This is a genomic window from Cedecea davisae DSM 4568 (genome assembly GCF_000412335.2).
Classification (GTDB): Bacteria; Pseudomonadota; Gammaproteobacteria; order Enterobacterales; family Enterobacteriaceae; genus Cedecea; species Cedecea davisae.
In genome coordinates this window covers 661,529-679,514 of record NZ_KE161030.1, presented here as the reverse complement: position 1 = coordinate 679,514, position 17,986 = coordinate 661,529, and the positions used below count along the sequence as shown (strand labels likewise).

General features: G+C 56.5%; 15 protein-coding genes and 1 tRNA gene. 5 read left to right on the top strand and 11 right to left on the bottom strand.

The genetic code is table 11. From position 1 onward, the window contains the following. Positions 1-148: 148 nt before the first annotated feature. The 3 genes from HMPREF0201_RS03230 to proB form a co-directional block, all read right to left on the bottom strand. A tRNA-Thr gene (locus HMPREF0201_RS03230) sits at positions 149-224 on the bottom strand. 109 nt (positions 225-333) lie between these two features. Then, positions 334-1,587 carry a glutamate-5-semialdehyde dehydrogenase gene (gene proA, locus HMPREF0201_RS03225; protein WP_016535033.1) on the bottom strand — a complete coding sequence of 418 codons (1,254 nt, stop codon included), beginning with the start codon at positions 1,585-1,587 and terminating at the stop codon, positions 334-336. 10 nt (positions 1,588-1,597) lie between these two features. Beyond that, positions 1,598-2,701, bottom strand: coding sequence for a glutamate 5-kinase (gene proB, locus HMPREF0201_RS03220; RefSeq protein ID WP_016535032.1), 1,104 nt, complete (start codon positions 2,699-2,701; stop codon positions 1,598-1,600). Positions 2,702-2,999: 298 nt separating this feature from the next. On the opposite strand from proB, the gene HMPREF0201_RS03215 reads away from it, so the two are divergent. Then, positions 3,000-4,097: a porin gene (locus HMPREF0201_RS03215; protein WP_016535030.1), complete on the top strand. Its 1,098-nt coding sequence runs from the start codon at positions 3,000-3,002 to the stop codon at positions 4,095-4,097. Positions 4,098-4,145: 48 nt separating this feature from the next. On the opposite strand, the gene crl is transcribed toward HMPREF0201_RS03215, so the two are convergent. The 3 genes from crl to gpt all read right to left on the bottom strand — a co-directional run bounded on the left by crl (position 4,146) and on the right by gpt (position 6,426). Next, positions 4,146-4,547 carry a sigma factor-binding protein Crl gene (crl, locus tag HMPREF0201_RS03210; RefSeq protein ID WP_016535029.1) on the bottom strand — a complete coding sequence of 134 codons (402 nt, stop codon included), beginning with the start codon at positions 4,545-4,547 and terminating at the stop codon, positions 4,146-4,148. 57 nt (positions 4,548-4,604) lie between these two features. Continuing rightward, a complete protein-coding gene (gene frsA / locus HMPREF0201_RS03205; RefSeq protein WP_016535028.1) occupies positions 4,605-5,852 on the bottom strand; it encodes an esterase FrsA in 1,248 nt (415 codons plus the stop codon). A 115-nt stretch (positions 5,853-5,967) separates the two neighbouring features. After that, the gene (gene gpt, locus HMPREF0201_RS03200) at positions 5,968-6,426 is read right to left on the bottom strand and encodes a xanthine phosphoribosyltransferase (protein ID WP_008457349.1); all 459 of its coding nucleotides are present in this window, start codon (positions 6,424-6,426) and stop codon (positions 5,968-5,970) included. 255 nt (positions 6,427-6,681) lie between these two features. On the opposite strand from gpt, the gene pepD reads away from it, so the two are divergent. Beyond that, positions 6,682-8,139 carry a cytosol nonspecific dipeptidase gene (gene pepD, locus HMPREF0201_RS03195; RefSeq protein WP_039897945.1) on the top strand — a complete coding sequence of 486 codons (1,458 nt, stop codon included), beginning with the start codon at positions 6,682-6,684 and terminating at the stop codon, positions 8,137-8,139. Positions 8,140-8,314: 175 nt separating this feature from the next. Here pepD and dinB read toward each other — a convergent pair whose 3' ends face one another. After that, entirely contained in the window at positions 8,315-9,370 is a 1,056-nt protein-coding gene (gene dinB, locus HMPREF0201_RS03190; protein ID WP_039897944.1) for a DNA polymerase IV, read from the bottom strand. A 231-nt stretch (positions 9,371-9,601) separates the two neighbouring features. Here dinB and dpaA point away from each other — a divergent pair, with 231 nt between their 5' ends. Then, positions 9,602-10,342 (top strand): peptidoglycan meso-diaminopimelic acid protein amidase, encoded by a 741-nt coding sequence (gene dpaA, locus HMPREF0201_RS03185; protein ID WP_016535025.1) that lies wholly within the window; start codon positions 9,602-9,604, stop codon positions 10,340-10,342. Here dpaA and HMPREF0201_RS03180 read toward each other — a convergent pair. Together HMPREF0201_RS03180 and lpcA are read right to left on the bottom strand one after the other, a co-directional pair. Further along, a complete protein-coding gene (locus tag HMPREF0201_RS03180) occupies positions 10,313-11,080 on the bottom strand; it encodes a class II glutamine amidotransferase (protein ID WP_016535024.1) in 768 nt (255 codons plus the stop codon). The two genes, dpaA and HMPREF0201_RS03180, sit on opposite strands and share 30 nt — an antisense overlap. A gap of 52 nt (positions 11,081-11,132) precedes the next feature. After that, positions 11,133-11,714, bottom strand: coding sequence for a D-sedoheptulose 7-phosphate isomerase (gene lpcA / locus HMPREF0201_RS03175; RefSeq protein ID WP_016535023.1), 582 nt, complete (start codon positions 11,712-11,714; stop codon positions 11,133-11,135). A 229-nt stretch (positions 11,715-11,943) separates the two neighbouring features. Between lpcA and fadE the strand changes: the two genes are divergently transcribed. Together fadE and HMPREF0201_RS03165 are read left to right on the top strand one after the other, a co-directional pair. After that, a complete protein-coding gene (fadE, locus tag HMPREF0201_RS03170) occupies positions 11,944-14,388 on the top strand; it encodes an acyl-CoA dehydrogenase FadE (RefSeq protein WP_016535022.1) in 2,445 nt (814 codons plus the stop codon). 96 nt (positions 14,389-14,484) lie between these two features. Continuing rightward, a complete protein-coding gene (locus tag HMPREF0201_RS03165) occupies positions 14,485-15,252 on the top strand; it encodes an amidohydrolase (RefSeq protein ID WP_039897943.1) in 768 nt (255 codons plus the stop codon). A gap of 58 nt (positions 15,253-15,310) precedes the next feature. Here the strand turns inward: HMPREF0201_RS03165 and hpxK are convergent, their stop codons facing one another. Next, positions 15,311-16,567 carry an allantoate amidohydrolase gene (hpxK, locus tag HMPREF0201_RS03160; RefSeq protein ID WP_016535020.1) on the bottom strand — a complete coding sequence of 419 codons (1,257 nt, stop codon included), beginning with the start codon at positions 16,565-16,567 and terminating at the stop codon, positions 15,311-15,313. Next, a complete protein-coding gene (locus HMPREF0201_RS03155) occupies positions 16,567-17,808 on the bottom strand; it encodes a pyridoxal-phosphate-dependent aminotransferase family protein (RefSeq protein ID WP_039897941.1) in 1,242 nt (413 codons plus the stop codon). The genes hpxK and HMPREF0201_RS03155 overlap by 1 nt, the downstream gene beginning before the upstream one ends. Between the last annotated feature and the right edge of the window lie 178 nt (positions 17,809-17,986).

Here is a 17,986-nt window from a genome sequence, read left to right as displayed (position 1 = left end):
AGACCGAACAGCATATACCCCCGAATGTACCCCCAACCATGTGTAGATTTTGGGATATGCCAGTAGACGGCAAAATACAAAAAAGGGCTTTATGTCTAGAGTATACGGGGTTTCAGTAAGCTTTAGTAGACGTTAGAAGATGTTTGAATGGTGCCGATAATAGGAGTCGAACCTACGACCTTCGCATTACGAATGCGCTGCTCTACCAACTGAGCTATATCGGCACGGAGAAAGGTGTCGTGCGGGTAACGGTGTAAAAGGGTAAGAAAGATCGGGTGATGCGTCAACCACTTATCAAACTGCATGCTGGTTTTTGCATCACCCGTGGGCTATTTACGCACGAATGGTATCGTCGCCAAAGCCGATCCACTTGTAGGTGGTTAAGGCTTCAAGCCCCATCGGGCCGCGAGCGTGTAGCTTCTGGGTGCTCACGGCTACTTCTGCGCCAAGGCCAAACTGGCCGCCGTCGGTGAAGCGGGTTGAGGCGTTGACGTACACGGCAGAGGAGTCCACTTCGTTAATAAAGCGGTTCGCATTGCGCAGCGTGCGGGTGAGGATGGCGTCGGAGTGCTGGGTGCCGTGCTCGCGAATATGCGCGATGGCGTCATCCAGGTCGGCAACCACTTTCACATTAAGGTGCAGCGAGAGCCACTCGTCGTTGTAATCCGCCTCTTTCACCGCTTCTACTACCGCCGGGCCGTTTTTCAGGATCGACAGAGATTTTTCGTCAGCGTGTAACGTTACGCCGGAGTCAGCCATCTGCTTGCTAAGCGCAGGCAGGAAGCTCTCCGCAATCGCCTGGTGCACCAGCAGCGTTTCCACCGTATTACAGGTGCTCGGGCGCTGGGTTTTGGCGTTAACGATGATATTCAGCGCCGGTTCAAACTCTGCGGTGTCATCCACCACGATGTGGCAAACGCCAATCCCGCCGGTGATAACCGGAATAGTCGACTGCTCGCGGCAAAGCTTGTGCAGGCCAGCGCCGCCCCGTGGGATGAGCATGTCGATGTAGCGGTCGAGGCGCAGCATTTCGTTAACCAGAGCGCGATCCGGATTTTCAATCGCCTGAACAGCCGCCTTCGGCAGACCGCAAGCTTCCAGCGCATTCTGGATCACGGCGACCGTGGCGTTATTGGTGCGCCACGTTTCTTTCCCGCCGCGCAGAATAGCGGCGTTGCCGGTTTTCAGGCACAGAGAAGCTACGTCTACTGTCACATTCGGGCGCGCTTCATAAATCACGCCCACCACGCCGAGCGGCACGCGGCGGCGTTCAATACGCAGCCCGCTGTCCAGCAGCCCGCCGTCAATCACCTGCCCTACCGGGTCGGCGAGGTTACAGACCTGGCGCACGTCATCGGCGATGCCTTTCAGGCGTGCCGGAGTGAGCAGCAGGCGGTCGAGCATTGCTTCGCTAAGGCCGTTTTTACGCGCCTCTTCCACGTCCTGCTGGTTAGCCGCCAGAATTTCTTCGGCCTGGGCTTCGAGAGAGTCGGCAATTTTTTCCAGCACGCGGTTTTTCTCGCGTCCGGAGAGCAGTGCCAGCTGGTAAGAGGCCTCTTTTGCCGCTTTACCCATTTGTTCAAGCATTGCCTGCTCCTTAGTTAACAATCATGTCGTCGCGATGAACGGCCACCGGGCCGTATTCATAGCCGAGGATTTCGTCAATTTGCTGGGAGTGATGCCCGGCGATGCGGCGCAGCGCGTCGCTGTTGTAGCGGCAAACGCCGTGGGCAATGTCGCGCCCTTCCAGGCTGCGAATGCGGATCACTTCCCCGCGAGAGAAATTGCCGCTCACGCTTTTAATGCCTTTTGGCAGCAGCGAGCTTCCGCGCTCGAGAATGGCAGACAGCGCGCCGTCATCCACGGTGATTTCACCCGCAGGCGGAGCGCCAAAGATCCAGCGTTTACGGTTTTCCAGCGGAGACTGCTGGGCGTGGAAACGTGTACCAACCGGCGTCCCGGCCATCACGTCGCCAATTACGCCGGGCTTGCTGCCAGCGGCGATGATAACGTCTATGCCCGCGCGGCAGGCAACGTCCGCGGCCTGCAATTTGGTGCCCATACCGCCCGTTCCCAGGCCGGACACGCTGTCCCCGGCGATGGCGCGCAGCGCGTCGTCTATGCCGTGAACTTCTTTGATCAATTCCGCTTCCGGGTTATTACGCGGGTCGGCGGTGTACAGCCCCTGCTGGTCGGTCAGCAGCAGCAGTTTGTCGGCTCCGGCCAGAATAGCGGCCAGGGCAGAAAGGTTGTCGTTATCGCCTACTTTGATTTCCGCCGTCGCCACCGCGTCGTTTTCATTAATGACCGGCACAATGTTGTTGTCCAGCAAGGCTCTTAGCGTGTCGCGGGCATTAAGGAAACGTTCACGGTCTTCCATGTCGGCGCGGGTCAGCAGCATCTGCCCTACGTGAATGCCGTAAATAGAAAACAGCTGTTCCCAGAGCTGGATCAGGCGGCTTTGCCCCACCGCGGCCAGCAATTGCTTGGAGGCGATGGTTGCGGGGAGTTCGGGGTAACCCAAATGTTCGCGTCCGGCGGCAATCGCCCCGGAGGTAACAATAACAATACGATGCCCCGCCGCGTGCAGCTGAGCACACTGGCGAACCAATTCAACAATATGGGCGCGGTTCAGGCGGCGGGAGCCACCGGTTAATACGCTGGTGCCTAGTTTTACCACCAGCGTCTGGCTGTCACTCATGATTCTCTGCCATTTTTACGAAAAGGGGGAAATTAAAAAGCCAGATGACGTTGTAACAGGAGTCACGCGGCTTGCCAACAGGCGGTGCGGGAAAAGGGCTAAGAAGGGAGAAAGGATCGCTGAATGTAGTCGATATATTTTACATTTTTATGACATACAAACTTTATTACGAATATTTAATCTTTCTCCTAAATTGTCATAAATCTTTAATCTCCGGACGATAAAACCCTTCCTGTTTTTAGCGGGAGCCCGACTCCTGGAATAATTTTGCAGGCTTTCACCATTCTTGGGATAACAAATGAAAAAGAGCACACTGGCATTAGTGGTAATGGGCATCGTTGCGGCTTCCGCGTCTCAGGCAGCCGAAGTTTACAACAAAAACGGTAACAAACTGGATCTCTACGGCCGCGTAAAAGCCGAGCACTATCTGAGCGACAACAACTCAGTAGACGGCGACGGCACCTATGCGCGTCTGGGCTTCAAAGGCGAAACTCAGATCAACAGCCAGCTGACCGGTTTTGGCCAGTGGGAATACCAGGTTGCCGCCAACAAAGTTGAAGGTGACCCAAATACCGCGAAAACCCGTCTGGCGTTTGCCGGCCTGAAAGCAGGTGACTACGGCTCATTCGACTACGGCCGTAACTACGGCGTGCTGTACAACATCGGTGCCTTCACCGATATGATGCCGGATTATGGTAACGACTCTTACACCAGAACCGACAACTTCATGACCGGCCGTACCAACGGCGTTGCGACTTACCGCAACAACAACTTCTTTGGTCTGGTAGATGGCCTGAAACTGGCTCTGCAATACCAGGGCAAAAACCAGAACGACGGCCGCGATGTGACTAAACAGAACGGCGACGGCTTCGGCACTTCTTTGACCTATGACATCGCCGATACCGGCCTGACCGTAGGCGGCGCATACGCTAACTCTGACCGTACTAACAAACAAGAATCCGGCGCTTACGGCCAGGGCACTAAAGCCGAAGCCTGGACCACCGGTATCAAGTACGACAAAAACAACGTTTACCTGGCAACAACCTACGCTGAAACACGCAACATGACGCCAATCAGCGTCCCGGGTTCTCTGGCAAACTCCGCCAGCAACGTTTCTGGTTTTGCTAATAAAAACCAGGCGTTTGAAGTGGTTGCTCAGTACCAGTTTGACTTCGGCCTGCGTCCGTCCATCGGCTACGTGCAGTCCAAAGCGAAAGATATTGAAGGCATTGGTGATGCGGACCTGACCAAATATATTGAGATCGGGACTTACTATTACTTCAACAAAAACATGTCTACCTACATCGACTACAAAATTAACCAGCTGAGCGATAGCAACAAGCTGAAGCTGAATAACGATAACGTCGTTGCTCTGGCGCTGACCTACCAGTTCTAAGTTTTAGATAAAAAAAATCCCCGTTCGGTGAACGGGGATTTTTTATTTTCAGGCGGAGAGCTTTAGCTTCTTTTCAGCAAAGTTCTCGGCGGGCACCAGCCCAAGTTCGAGGCTGGCGAGTAAATCCTTCAGGCGCCCGTGGAACCCACGCAGGGTATGTTCCAGCTTCTCATCGACTTCTTTGTCCTTCGCCGGGGTTGCCGTCCATTTGCCGTCTTTATCAAACAGGCCGAACTGCCAGGTGTAGGTAAACTGCTTTTCCTGAGCTTCCAGCACCATCCACCATCCCCAGAACTCGCGCTTCTCTGGCGCGGGCTTAACGTTAACGCAAACAGCCAAGCAATCGAAGAAGAAGCGGTTATCTTCACACTGCTCTTCCCGAATATAAGGGCCAAGCGAGGCGAACTTTCTAATCAGTCTACTTTTCGGGTGTCCACTCGGTAACGTCATTACGATCTCCTGTTGTGAAGCATCTGTTTTAGCAAACCGCTGAGATTTAGCAAATCATTAACGTAATCTTTGTTTCATCCATCCGGTAATTTCTTGCAGCGCTTTGTCAAAGTTTCGATACACCGGGTTGAACGGGATCTCGAGTAATTTGCCGTCCGCAGATGACGAAGCGATTAAACGCGATTCTTCTTCCGGGCTGAAGGGGTCGTTGGCCCAAAAACCGGAAAGCATCGGCGTTGGGCAGCGGCGGCCAAGCAGGCCCTGGGTTTTGAGCGAGTAGCGGTTAAGCTCCACGCTCAGTGCGCTGTCTGAGATGCTGGTCATGCCGAGGCGGCTGGCGAGCACGTCGATGTACATTTCCGGCACGTCGGCCTGGCGCTGCGGGTCGCTCAGCAGGCTGTGCACCACCGGTCCAAGGCAGGCCACGGCTTTAAGGCGGTTAGCTTCAAGGTAGGCAAGGCGTACCGCCACGTTGGCTCCGAAACGGAAGCCAAAGGCCGCCACGCGGGTGTGGTCGACCCACGGAATATTGGGTAACGCCCTGAGTACGTGCTGGTGCAGCAGGCTTGAGTCCTGAGTCAGCTTCCATTTGGCGGAGAAGCCTACCGACGGCATGTCGATGGTTAGCATCGCAATGCCCTGGGGAGCGAAGTATTTCTCAAACAGGCTGTAATAGTCGCTTTGCAGAGCGTCCAGACCGCCGCACATCAATACCGTCGGGAACGGGCCTTCTCCCTGCTTAGGCAAATGCAGGAAGCCGCTGATGGTGCCGCCGCCTTCTACCGGGAACTCCAGCTCGCGCAGGCCGCCAGAAAGGCGTGGAGCCGCTTCTTCATAGGCGCGGTTAGCCAGGACCTGAGCCTGCTCGGCCAGCACGTCGCCCTTCAGGTGCGGGTAGGCCGCGATGCTGTAAAGATTGGCAGCCTGGAGCCAGTATTTACCGATTTTTTCTTCATCGGTTTCCTGGTTAGCACGCTGCTGCCAGAGCATCGCCTGCTTAGACCATTCGTAAATCCAGTTTCCACCGCGGTAGCCCACTACAGTATCAAACAGGTCGTCGTTGGTGCGCTCGGCTTTGGTACAGGCAATGCGCGCCTGTACTTCGAGGATTTCACGCGGGTCAACGCCTCGCCAAATCCACATCAGACGATTGATCATGCGATACCAGTGAGGAACGTTTTTCCCGTCCAGCGCGGACTGGATTGACGGGGCCGCAGTATGCCGGGCGCGGCGCACCAGCGTCGAGGTTTCCGGGTGTTTGAATCTGGGCTTAAAGAGAGTTTCGCTTAGATTGGCCTGCGACATCGTTTCACTGCCTCCATGAATACGAGAAACGCCGCTATTGTAGCCCTGATGCCGCCTAAATAACACAAACGCCCGGCTAGCCGGGCGTAAAGGTACTCAAATAACTTATGGGGGATTAACGGCCTGCCAGAGGCGGCACAAATACCACACCCATATCCCACGGCTGCTCAATCCAGGTGTCCTGCGGGATGTCAATCACGTAGTCGTCCACCAGCGGCTGGCCAGCAGGCTTGGCGAAGATAGTGACAAAGTGAGCTTTCGGGTACATTTCACGGATAGCAACAGCGGTACCGCCGGTGTCGACCAGGTCATCAATAACGATGAAGCCTTCACCGTCACCTTCCGCACGTTTCAGTACGGTCAGCTCACGCTGGTTATCGTGGTCGTAGCTGGAGATACAAACGGTATCAACATGGCGAATTCCCAGTTCACGAGCCAGCAGCGCGCCCGGCACCAGGCCACCACGGCTAACGGCGATAATGCCTTTCCACTGTTCTGCTGGCAGCAGGCGCTGAGCCAGCTTGCGGGCGTGAATCTGCAACATGTCCCAGGTGACGACGTATTTTTCGCTCATGTGAAGTGTCCCGGCCTGTAAATAACGGCTTAAAAAGTATTCGAAGGGGTTTTGGTTGCGCGAGATTATAGAGATCTGACGCACTAAAAACCAGTGTTGCGGGCCAACGGCAGTGGTTTTTACTCGTATTCAGCCTTCACGCAACAAAAGAAAGTGGTATTCTCGGAAGATCGCGCAAGCAGAGCTTGTGATGTAAATGAACCCGGTCAAAACCGTGACCGGTATGCCAAAAAAATGACTCCAGGGAGACTCAACGTGTCTGAATTGTCTCAACTATCTCCGCAGCCGCTGTGGGATATTTTTGCCAAAATCTGTTCCATTCCGCACCCGTCCTATCATGAAGAAGAGCTGGCGGAACACATCCTGTCCTGGGCAAAAGAAAAAGGCCTGCACGTAGAGCGCGACCAGGTTGGCAACATCCTGATTCGTAAACCGGCTACCGCCGGAATGGAAAACCGCAAAGCCGTGGTTCTCCAGGCACACCTCGACATGGTGCCGCAGAAAAACAACGACACCGTTCACGACTTCACCAAAGATCCGATCCAGCCGTACATCGACGGCGAGTGGATCAAAGCTCGCGGCACCACTCTGGGCGCGGACAACGGCATCGGCATGGCGTCTGCCCTGGCGGTTCTGGCAGATGACAGCGTGGTTCACGGCCCGCTGGAAGTGCTGCTGACCATGACCGAAGAAGCCGGTATGGACGGCGCATTCGGCCTTCAGGCTGGCTGGCTGCAGGCGGATATCCTGATCAACACCGACTCCGAAGAAGAAGGTGAGATCTACATGGGCTGCGCAGGCGGCATCGACTTCATCACCACTCTGCCGCTGCAGCGCGAAGCGGTTCCTGCCGGGTTCGAAACCTTCAAGCTGACCATTAAAGGCCTGAAAGGCGGCCACTCCGGCGGGGATATTCACCTAGGCCTCGGCAACGCCAACAAGCTGCTGGCCCGCTTCCTGTTTGCCCACGTAGCAGAGCTGGACGCACGCCTGCTGGATCTGAACGGCGGTACTCTGCGCAACGCTATTCCGCGTGAAGCATTCGCTACCCTCGCGGTGCCTGCTGCTAAAGCGGCCGAGCTGAAGTCCCTGGCTAACGAGTATCTCGCTATCCTGAAAAACGAGCTAGCCGCGGTAGAGAAGAACCTGACCGTGCTGGTAGAGCCCGTAAGCTCTGACAAACAGGCGCTGACGGCAAAAAGCCGCACCAACTTCCTCGGCCTGCTGAACGCCACCCCGAACGGCGTTATTCGCAATTCCGACGAAGTAAAAGGCGTGGTAGAAACCTCCCTGAACGCGGGCGTAGTGACCATGAGCGACGACAGCGCGGAAATCATCTGCCTGATCCGCTCCCTGATCGACTCAGGTAAAGACCACGTTGTTGGCGTTCTGGAAGCGCTGGGCCAGCTGGCCGGGGCTAAAACCGAAGCGAAAGGCAGCTACCCTGGCTGGCAGCCGGACGCTAACTCTCCGGTGATGCATCTGGTGCGTGAAACCTACCAGAAGCTGTTCAACAAAACCCCGAACATTATGGTTATCCACGCCGGTCTGGAATGCGGTCTGTTCAAAAAACCGTACCCGGACATGGACATGGTTTCTATCGGGCCGACTATCACCGGGCCTCACTCTCCGGATGAGCAGGTTCACATTGAAAGCGTGGGCCAGTACTGGAAACTGCTGACCGAGTTGCTGAAAGCTATTCCGGCGAAGTAGTTTTTACCCTCACCCTAACCCTCTCCCTACAAGGGAGAGGGGACTTTCTTTGCCTGCCTTGCCCTCATTCTTTTCTCCTTCCCCCTGCAAGGGAGAGGGGGCTTTCTTTGCCTGCCTTGCCCTCATTCTTTTCCCCTTCTCCCTTCCAGGGAGAAGGCCGGGATGAGGGTTATCTTTACAGCCCCAGCAGCAGCTGCCTTTCCAGCTGCGGGTCCAGCAAAGTCACATGTAGCCCCACCAGCCGGACGCCCCGCCCTCCTCTTCGCTCTTCCCAGGCTTTACGCGCGGTAGCAATCAGGTCTTCTTTATTCAGCTCCGGCCAGACGTGTTCCTGCGTGGTGAGCTGGAAGTCATTAAACTTGAGCTTTACCCCCTGGCGGGCAATGCGCAGGTCGGCACGCTCTTTAGCCAGCCTTCGCTCCAGCTCCGGGTAGAGCCGTTCGATAATGTCCTCGCACGCCTGCCATTCATGAATGTCTTCCGCCAGCGTGCGCTCCACGCCAACCGACTTTCTCTGGCGCTCGTTGCTGATTTCCCGCTCGTCTATCCCCTGGCTGCGCTCCCAAAGCACGCGACCAAATTTGCCAAAGCGCTTTAGCAGCAGCGCCAGGTCGGCTTTTTGCACGTCCGCACAGGTTCGCAGGCCTATCTCTTCCAGCCTTGCTACCGTTACCTTGCCGACGCCGGGGATTTTCCCCAGCGGCAGCGTTTCCAGGAAAGCGGGAACTTGCTCCGGGGTAATCACGTACTGCCCGTTCGGCTTATTAAGGTCGGAGGCTATTTTGGCCAGAAACTTGACCGGCGCGATGCCGGCGGAAGCCGTGAGGTTCAGCTCGTCGGAAATGGCCTGGCGAATTTCACGGGCGATGAGGGTTGCCGAGCCCTGGCAATGCTCGCTGTTGGTCACGTCCAGATAGGCTTCATCGAGAGACAACGGCTCAATCAGCGAGGTGTAGCGGGAGAAGATTTCGCGAATATGGTTTGAGGCTTCTTTATAAGCGTCGAATCTGCCCGGCAGCAGGGTGAGATGAGGGCAAAGCTTCAGCGCCATCGCCGTGGACATGGCGCTGTGCACGCCAAACTTGCGCGCGGGGTAGTTTGCGGTGCTTATCACGCCTCGCCGCTGGGCGCTGCCGCCGATAGCCAGCGGAACTTCGCGCAGGGCTGGATTATCACGCATCTCAACGGCGGCAAAAAAGCAGTCCATATCGACATGAATGATTTTGCGCATAATAACCCGCCCCGGAAAACAATACTGGATAAGTATACAGCTTATTTGGCAATGAGGAAATATCCCCTCTTTCCTGTTCATTCCAATAAAATTTGTAAACGCATCAGACTGCCGCTTGCGAAAAAAAACCACGATGCTAATGTGAGCGCAATCCTGTCCAGATTATTCTGATTTAGGGTCCCTTTAGCCGTCCTGGCTGTTAGTTGCAGGTTTATCAAGGAATCAAGCAGTATGCGTAAGATCGCACTAATGATTGCGATGCTCTCTATGCCGTTTTTCTCTTTCGCCAGCCTGCTGAATAGCAGCGGCGTCGCCGCCCCCATCGGCAAAGAAACCAGACAGCAGCTCATGGGCTCCCCGGTTTATATTCAAATCTTTAAAGAAGAGCGCACCCTTGAACTGTGGGTGAAGATGGGCGAGCAATATCAGATGCTCAACAGCTACCGCATCTGCAATTATTCAGGCGGTCTGGGGCCAAAACAGCGCCAGGGCGATTTTAAAAGTCCCGAAGGTTTTTATAGCGTTGATCGCAGTCAGCTAAAGCCGGACAGCCGCTTCTATAAAGCGATTAATATCGGCTTCCCGAACGAATTTGACCGCTCGCACGGCTATGAAGGGAAATACTTGATGATCCACGGTGCCTGCGTGTCCATTGGCTGCTACGCCATGACCGACTCCGGCATTGATGAGATTTTCCAGTTTGTGACCGGCGCTCTGATCTTCGGTCAGCCGCGCGTGCAGGTCAGTATTTTCCCGTTCCGCATGACGGACGCCAACATGGAACGCCACAAATACTCGACCTATATCAACTTCTGGAAAGGCCTGAAACCGGGCTATGACTACTTTGCTGCCAACCACCAGCCGCCAAACGTCGCGGTAGTGAGCGGCAACTATGTGATAAGCAAACCTGCGGTGGCCACGCCGGTGCAGCCACAGCTGGTCTCAAACTATAAGCTCACCGAGGCAAAATAACGCCGACTTGCCTGGCTCAATCTTGTGCCAGGTTTCGTTCGCCGTCAGCGGTTGAGTAGCAATAACAGTGACCACATCGTTCGGTGTGGTCTCTTCCTGAAAGTCGATTTCCACATCCCTGTCTAACAGCTTCGCCACGCCAAACGGTGCTCTACGCGTTATCCAGAACAGGTTAGTCGAGCAAAACGCCATCACGTAGCGCCCGTCCGACAGCAGCATGTTAAACACGCCCTTCTCTCTCATCTGCCCTGCCAGCTCGGTAATGTAGCGGAATACCGCTTCCATATTGCCCGGCGTGCGCGGGTAGCGCTGGGTCAGCTTGTGCAGCAGCCAGCAAAACGCCTGCTCGCTGTCCGTTTCGCCTATCGGGCGGAAGCTGCCGGTCTCAAGTGAACGGTATCCTTTCAACTGCCCGTTATGGGCGTAAGTCCAGTTGCGGCCCCACAGTTCGCGGGTAAACGGATGCGTGTTTTCCAGCGCCACCTGGCCACGGTTAGCCTGGCGAATGTGCGCCACCACCGAGCAGGATTTAATCGGGTATTCCTGCACCAGGCGGGCAATGGGCGAGTTGAAGCTCGGCTGAGGATCTTTAAACGTGCGGCAGCCTTTGCCTTCATAGAAGGTAATGCCCCAGCCGTCTTTATGGGGGCCAGTTCCGCCGCCGCGCTGCACCAGACCGGTAAAACTAAAGCAGATATCCGTCGGTACGTTGGCACTCATCCCGAGCAGTTCACACATCTCATCTCTCCCACAACGAACCCTCCTGCCCGCCGGACAGAAGGATTTCGGGCTAAGCCTTGACCATTTCTTTTTCGATTAACTGAATCAGGATGTGGATCACTTTAATGTGGATCTCCTGAATGCGGTCCGCATAGCCAAAATGCGGCACGCGAATTTCGATATCCGCCGTTCCCGCCATTTTGCCGCCGTCTTTACCGGTCAGCGTGATGACCTTCATGCCTTTAGCACGTGCGGCCTCAATCGCCTTGATGACGTTGCCGGAGTTGCCGGAAGTAGAGATACCCAGCAGCACGTCGCCTTCGCGGCCAACCGCTTCAACGTAGCGGGAGAACACGTAGTCATAACCGAAGTCGTTGCTGACGCAGGATATGTGGCTCACGTCGGAAATCGCAATCGCCGGGTAGCCAGGGCGGTTCTCACGGTAGCGGCCTGTCAGCTCTTCAGCGAAGTGCATGGCGTCGCAGTGCGAGCCGCCGTTACCGCAGGACAGCACTTTGCCGCCCGCTTTAAAACTGTCCGCCAGCAGCACGGCTGCGCGCTGGGTGGAATGAATATTTGCTTCATCCTTCAGGAAGTTAGCCAGCGTTTCCGCCGCTTCATTTAACTCATTACGAATAAGATCCTGGTACATGAGGAAGTCCTTGAGGTTTGATTGAATTTCACCTCCGGCAGTGTACCGGATAGCGCCAGGCGCGAGAAGCGCAACCCCGCGAGTTTAGCCGGGCTTTTACGATTATGTGCCGCAACAATGTGAGCGAGGTTGTAATTATTTTGTGAATGCATTGCTAAAAAATGCAACATCCACTACAACCAATACATCACAAGTGGTCAGACCTCCTACAAGCCAGGGAGCTTTCTTTATGTTAATTTTAAGTATTGTTCTTACTCTCGTCCTGCTGGGTGTGCTGTTCTATCACCAGGCAAACCTGCTGCTCGCCAGCGTGATTTTACTGGCCTGGACCGCCGCCCTCGGTGCCGCCAATATCTGGTCTTACTGGGTGCTGGTGCCGCTGGCCGTTATCCTGGTGCCGCTGGTCTTTACCCCGCTGCGTAAATCACTGATTTCCGCGCCGGTGTTCCGCGGCTTCCGTAAAGTGATGCCGCCGATGTCGCGCACCGAAAAAGAAGCTATCGACGCCGGGACAACCTGGTGGGAAGGCGATCTGTTCCGCGGCAAACCAGACTGGGAAAAGCTGCACAACTACCCGCAGCCTAAGCTGACCGAGGAAGAGCAGGCCTTTATCGATGGCCCGGTTGAAGAAGCCTGCCGCATGGCAAATGACTTCCAGATAACCCATGAACTGGCCGACCTGCCTCCTGAACTGTGGGCCTACCTGAAAGAGCATCGCTTCTTTGCGATGATCATTAAGAAAGAGTACGGCGGTCTTGAATTCTCCGCCTACGCTCAGGCTCGCGTGCTGCAAAAACTGTCCGGCGTTTCCGGTATCCTGGCGATTACCGTCGGCGTGCCAAACTCCTTAGGGCCGGGGGAACTGCTGCAACATTACGGTACCGAAGAGCAAAAAGATCATTACCTGCCACGCCTGGCGCGCGGCCTTGAGATCCCTTGCTTCGCGCTGACCAGCCCGGAAGCGGGTTCCGATGCGGGCGCAATCCCGGACAGCGGCGTAGTCTGTATGGGCGAATGGCAGGGCGAACAGGTGCTGGGCATGCGCCTCACCTGGAACAAGCGCTACATTACGCTGGCGCCTATCGCCACCGTGCTTGGCCTGGCGTTTAAACTTTCCGACCCGGATCGTCTGCTGGGCGGCGAGGAAGATCTCGGCATTACCTGCGCCCTTATTCCAACCCATACTCCGGGCGTGGAAATCGGCAAACGTCACTTCCCGCTGAACGTGCCGTTCCAGAACGGCCCAACCCGTGGGAAAGATATCTTCGTGCCAATCGACTTTATTATCGGCGGCCCGAAAATGGCCGGACAGGGCTGGCGTATGCTGGTTGAGTGCCTGTCGGTTGGCCGCGGCATTACCCTGCCGTCCAACGCCACCGGCGGCCTGAAGTCCGTTGCAATGGCAACCGGCGCTTATGCGCATATTCGTCGCCAGTTCAAAATCTCTATCGGTAAAATGGAAGGGATTGAAGAGCCGCTGGCCCGCATCGCCGGTAACGCCTACGTGATGGATGCCGCCGCGTCATTAATTACCTACGGGATTGTGCTCGGTGAAAAACCGGCGGTGCTGTCGGCGATTGTTAAATATCACTGTACCCACCGCGGCCAGCGCGCCATTCTCGATGCGATGGATATTGTCGGCGGGAAAGGCATCATGCTGGGAGACGGTAACTTCGTGGCCCGTGCTTACCAGGGCGCACCGATCGCTATCACCGTTGAAGGCGCAAACATTCTTACCCGCAGCATGATTATCTTCGGCCAGGGCGCGATTCGCTGCCATCCTTATGTGCTGGAAGAGATGGCCGCCGCGCAGAATAACGACGTTAACGCCTTCGACAAACTGCTGTTTAAACACATCGGCCACGTCGGCAGCAACAAGATGCGTAGCCTGTGGCTGGGTCTGACCAACGGCCTGGGAAGCAGCACTCCGGCTAAAGACGCGACCAAACGCTATTACCAGTACCTGAACCGCCTGAGCGCCAACCTCGCGCTGCTGTCGGACGTCTCCATGGCAGTGCTGGGCGGCAGCCTGAAACGCCGCGAACGCATCTCCGCTCGCCTGGGTGATGTGCTGAGCCAGCTGTATCTTGCCTCTGCGGTGCTGAAGCGCTATGAAGATGAAGGCCGTAATGAGGCGGATCTGCCGCTGGTACACTGGGGCGTGCAGGATGCGCTGCATCAGGCCGAGCAGGCAATTGACGACCTGCTGCGCAACTTCCCGAACCGCTTTGTTGCCGGGGTGATGGGTCTGGTTATCTTCCCGCTGGGCCGCCGTTATAGCGCGCCGTCTGACGCCCTGGACCACAAGCTGGCGAAGATTATGCAGGTGCCGTCTGCAACCCGCTCCCGCATTGGCCGTGGTCAATACCTGACCCCGAGCGAGCATAACCCGGCGGGCCTGCTGGAAGCGGCTCTGCTGGATGTGATGGCAGCCGAGCCGATTCACGCTCGTATCTGCAAAGAGCTGGGGCGTAACTTGCCGTTCACCCGCCTGGATGAGCTGGCGAAGCAGTTGCTGAGCGAAGGTAAGATAACCGCCGATGAAGCGGCTATCCTGACCAAAGCCGAAGTCAGCCGCCTGCGCAGCATCAACGTTGACGAGTTTGATCCGGAGGCATTGGCGACCCAGCCTGTGAAGGTGCCGGAAAAGCACAGAAAGGTTGAAGCCGCTTAATCATCAACCCCGCGCAAGCGGGGTTTTTTATTGCCAACAAAAGAGCGATTTGTCGTGCTACAGTGAAAGAATACTTCCCCTAAGAGGCTGCCGCTTGTGTCTGGTTTGAAAGTTTCCCTTCTGCAACAACCGCTGGTATGGATGGACGGTGCCGCAAACCTGCGTCACTTCGATGTGCTGCTGGAGGGCGTGCACGGGCGTAATTTAATTATTCTGCCGGAGATGTTCACCACCGGCTTTGCCATGGAAGCCGCCGTGCAGTCGATGCCAGAGCAAGAGGTGATTGACTGGATGCAGTTCAAGGCGCAGCAAACTCAGGCGATGATAGCCGGGAGCGCCGCGTTGCAAACCGAGCGCGGGCCGGTTAACCGCTTCCTGCTGGTGCAGCCGGACGGCAAAGTACATTTCTACGATAAGCGCCATCTGTTCCGCATGGCCGACGAACATCATCATTACCAGGCTGGTGAAGAGCGTGTGATTATCGAATGGCGCGGCTGGAGGATCCTGCCGCTGGTTTGCTATGACCTGCGTTTCCCGGTCTGGTCACGCAACCGCAACGATTACGATCTTGCGCTGTATGTCGCCAACTGGCCTGCCCCGCGCTCGCTTCACTGGCAAAGCCTGTTGCAGGCGCGTGCGATTGAAAACCAGGCTTACGTCGCGGGCTGTAACCGCGTCGGCACCGACGGCAACGGCCATCATTACCGCGGAGACAGCCGGATCATCAGCCCTCAGGGCGAAATTATGGCGAGCTGCGAACCGCACCAGGCGGCAAGACTGGATGCGGATTTATCGCTGGTGGCGTTGCAGGAGTATCGGGAGAAATTCCCGGCGTGGCAGGACGCCGATCCGTTCAGCCTTTAACGGCCAGGATCGTGACAGAGATAAGACCCGGCTTTTAGCGCCGGGTTTTCTTTATCTGCTATTCAGCAAGCAGGGCGACCGCGCGGGTAAAGGCCTGTACCGCCTGGGCAACATCCTGCCCGGTGACGGATTCCGCAGGGTGGTGGCTGATCCCCTTCTCACAGCGCACAAACAGCATGGCACTCGGCCAGCGTTCGGCAATGGCGATAGCATCATGCCCCGCGCCGCTTGGCAGCAAAAGGCTCCTCCCCTGAACTTCGCTCACCGCCTGGCTCAGTTTGCTCTGGAGCTGCCTGTCGCAGGGCGTGGCCGGGATGGCGTAATAGGTTTGTGCCGCAAACTGCATGTCGCGCCTGGCGGCAATAGCCTGCCCTTCGGCCAGCAATTGATTAAGCAAACTTTCCAGAGAACTATCATGCGGGCTGCGAATATCCAGCGTCAGGTGGACTTCGCCGGGGATAACGTTAACCGCGCCAGGTTCACAGTTCAGCGTGCCTACAGTCGCAACTAAATCCGGGCCGTGCTGGCGGGTAGCCGACTCGATGTAATGCATCCACTCGGCGGCGGCGGCCAGCGCATCTTTACGCAGGGCCATTGGCACCGTCCCCGCGTGCCCTGCATGCCCGGTAAAGCGGCAGTTGAGGCGGCGAGCGCCGTTAATGGCCGTCACCACGCCCAGGGCCAGGTTTTCCTGTTCCAGCACCGGTCCCTGCTCGATGTGCAGCTCCAGATAGGCGCTAAAGTCCTCCACCGGGCGCGCCGCGCTGGCAATGCGCGACGGATCAAGACCCGCAAGCGTCATCGCCTGCGCCACGCTCACGCCGTTGGCATCTTCGCAGCGGAGCCAGTGTTCAGGCCAGCTGCCGGTTACGCCCCGGCTGCCCAGCAGCGTCACGCCAAACCGAGTACCTTCTTCATCGCCAAAGCCAACGATTTCTATCGCCTGCTCAAGCTGCATGTCGTGCTGGTGCAGGAACGCCACCACTTCCAGGGCGCAGAGCACGCCGAGCATACCGTCGTAGCGCCCTGCGTTGCGAACCGTATCGAGATGGGAACCCAGCAGAATCGCCTGCGCCCCTTCGCGTTTTCCCTCGTAGCGCCCGCAAATATTGCCCACCGCATCCTGCCAGGTCGTCATGCCGAGCTGTTCCATCCAGCTGGCTACCAGTTGATTTGCCTGTAAGTGCTGAACGGAGAGATAGACGCGGGTCAGTTGCCCGGCGCTTTCGCTAATTGTCGCCAGCCTGTCTGCCCTGTCCATTACGCGCTGAGCGGCGACCCACGCATATTCAGCGTCCATCAGAGGGGCGGCCATTAGCTGGCTCCCTGAGCGTAAACGTTCCATGCCGCCTGCATCGCTTCGCCCTGCACGGTTTTAAACCCAAGCCGGTTGAGCACCGCTTCCAGGGCGGTAAGCGTTTGCAGCACGCAGTCTTTACGGGCGTTATAGCCCATAGTGCCGATGCGCCAGATTTTGCCCTGAAGCGGGCCGAAAGAAGTGCCGATTTCGATGTGGAAGTCTTCCAGCAGCAGCTTGCGAACTTCTTCCCCATGAACCTGAGAAGGAATAGCCACGCCCAGCACGTTATTCATTTTGTGGTTTAAGTCGCCGAAGGTTTCCAGCCCCATGCCCTTAATACCCGCGACCATCGCCCTGCCGTGCAGTTCGTGGCGGGCGATCCCGGTTTCGAGCCCTTCTTCCAGAATAATGCGAGCGCATTCCCGGGCGGCAAACAGCATGCTGGTGGCTTCGGTGTGGTGGTTAAGTCGCTCCGGCCCCCAGTAGTCCATCACCATGCCGAGATCGAAATAGTTGGAGTAGATCATCTCATCGTCGCCGTCCTGGTGCGCGGCGGTACGGATCCCTTCCTCTACGCATTTACGACGGCGGATAACTTCTTCCATCTGCGGGCTAAGAGTTATCGGCGAGCTGCCGGACGGGCCGCCGAGGCATTTTTGCAGCCCAGCGGAAACCGCATCCAGCCCCCATGCATCCGTTAGCAGCTCGTTGCCGCCGAACGAAGCGGTAGCATCGGTATAGAACAGCACGCCGTGGCGACGGCAAATTTCCCCCAGCTCCGCCAGAGGTTGCAGCATGGTGGTGGAAGTATCGCCCTGAACCGTCAGCAGCAGGCGAGGCTTCACCTTTTTGATGGCATCTTCAATTTGCTGCGGGCTGAAAACTTCTCCCCACGGCACTTCAATAGTGTGTACTTCGGCGCGGCAGCGGCGGGCAATCTCACACAGCAGATGGCCGAAGCGACCAAAAACCGGCACCAGCACTTTGTCTCCGGGGCGAATAGCCGACAGCAAAATAGCCTCGATACCGGCGCGTGAGGTGCCATCTACCAGCATGGTCCATTTGTTTTCGGTACGGAAAAGCTCACGGTACAGCACCATCACTTCATTCATATAGCCCGTCATCACCGGGTCATACTGCCCGATAAGCTGGCTCGCCATGGCGCGTAATACTCGCGGATCGGCGTTGATCGGGCCCGGGCCCATCAGCAAACGGTGCGGCGGATTGATCTGAGGGAAGTGCTGAATATCAAACATAGCGGTTCCTTGAGTCTGAGATTGAAACAAAAGATTCTTATGCGTTTCTTTTGCAACTAATGTGCCAGCCGCAGGTAAATTTTTTTCCGGCTGATGCGTCGGGCCAGCGCGGAAAAAAAGAGTGAAGTAAGGATGATGAACCATTCTGGCTCACCCCGACCGTGCAACTGCACCAGGG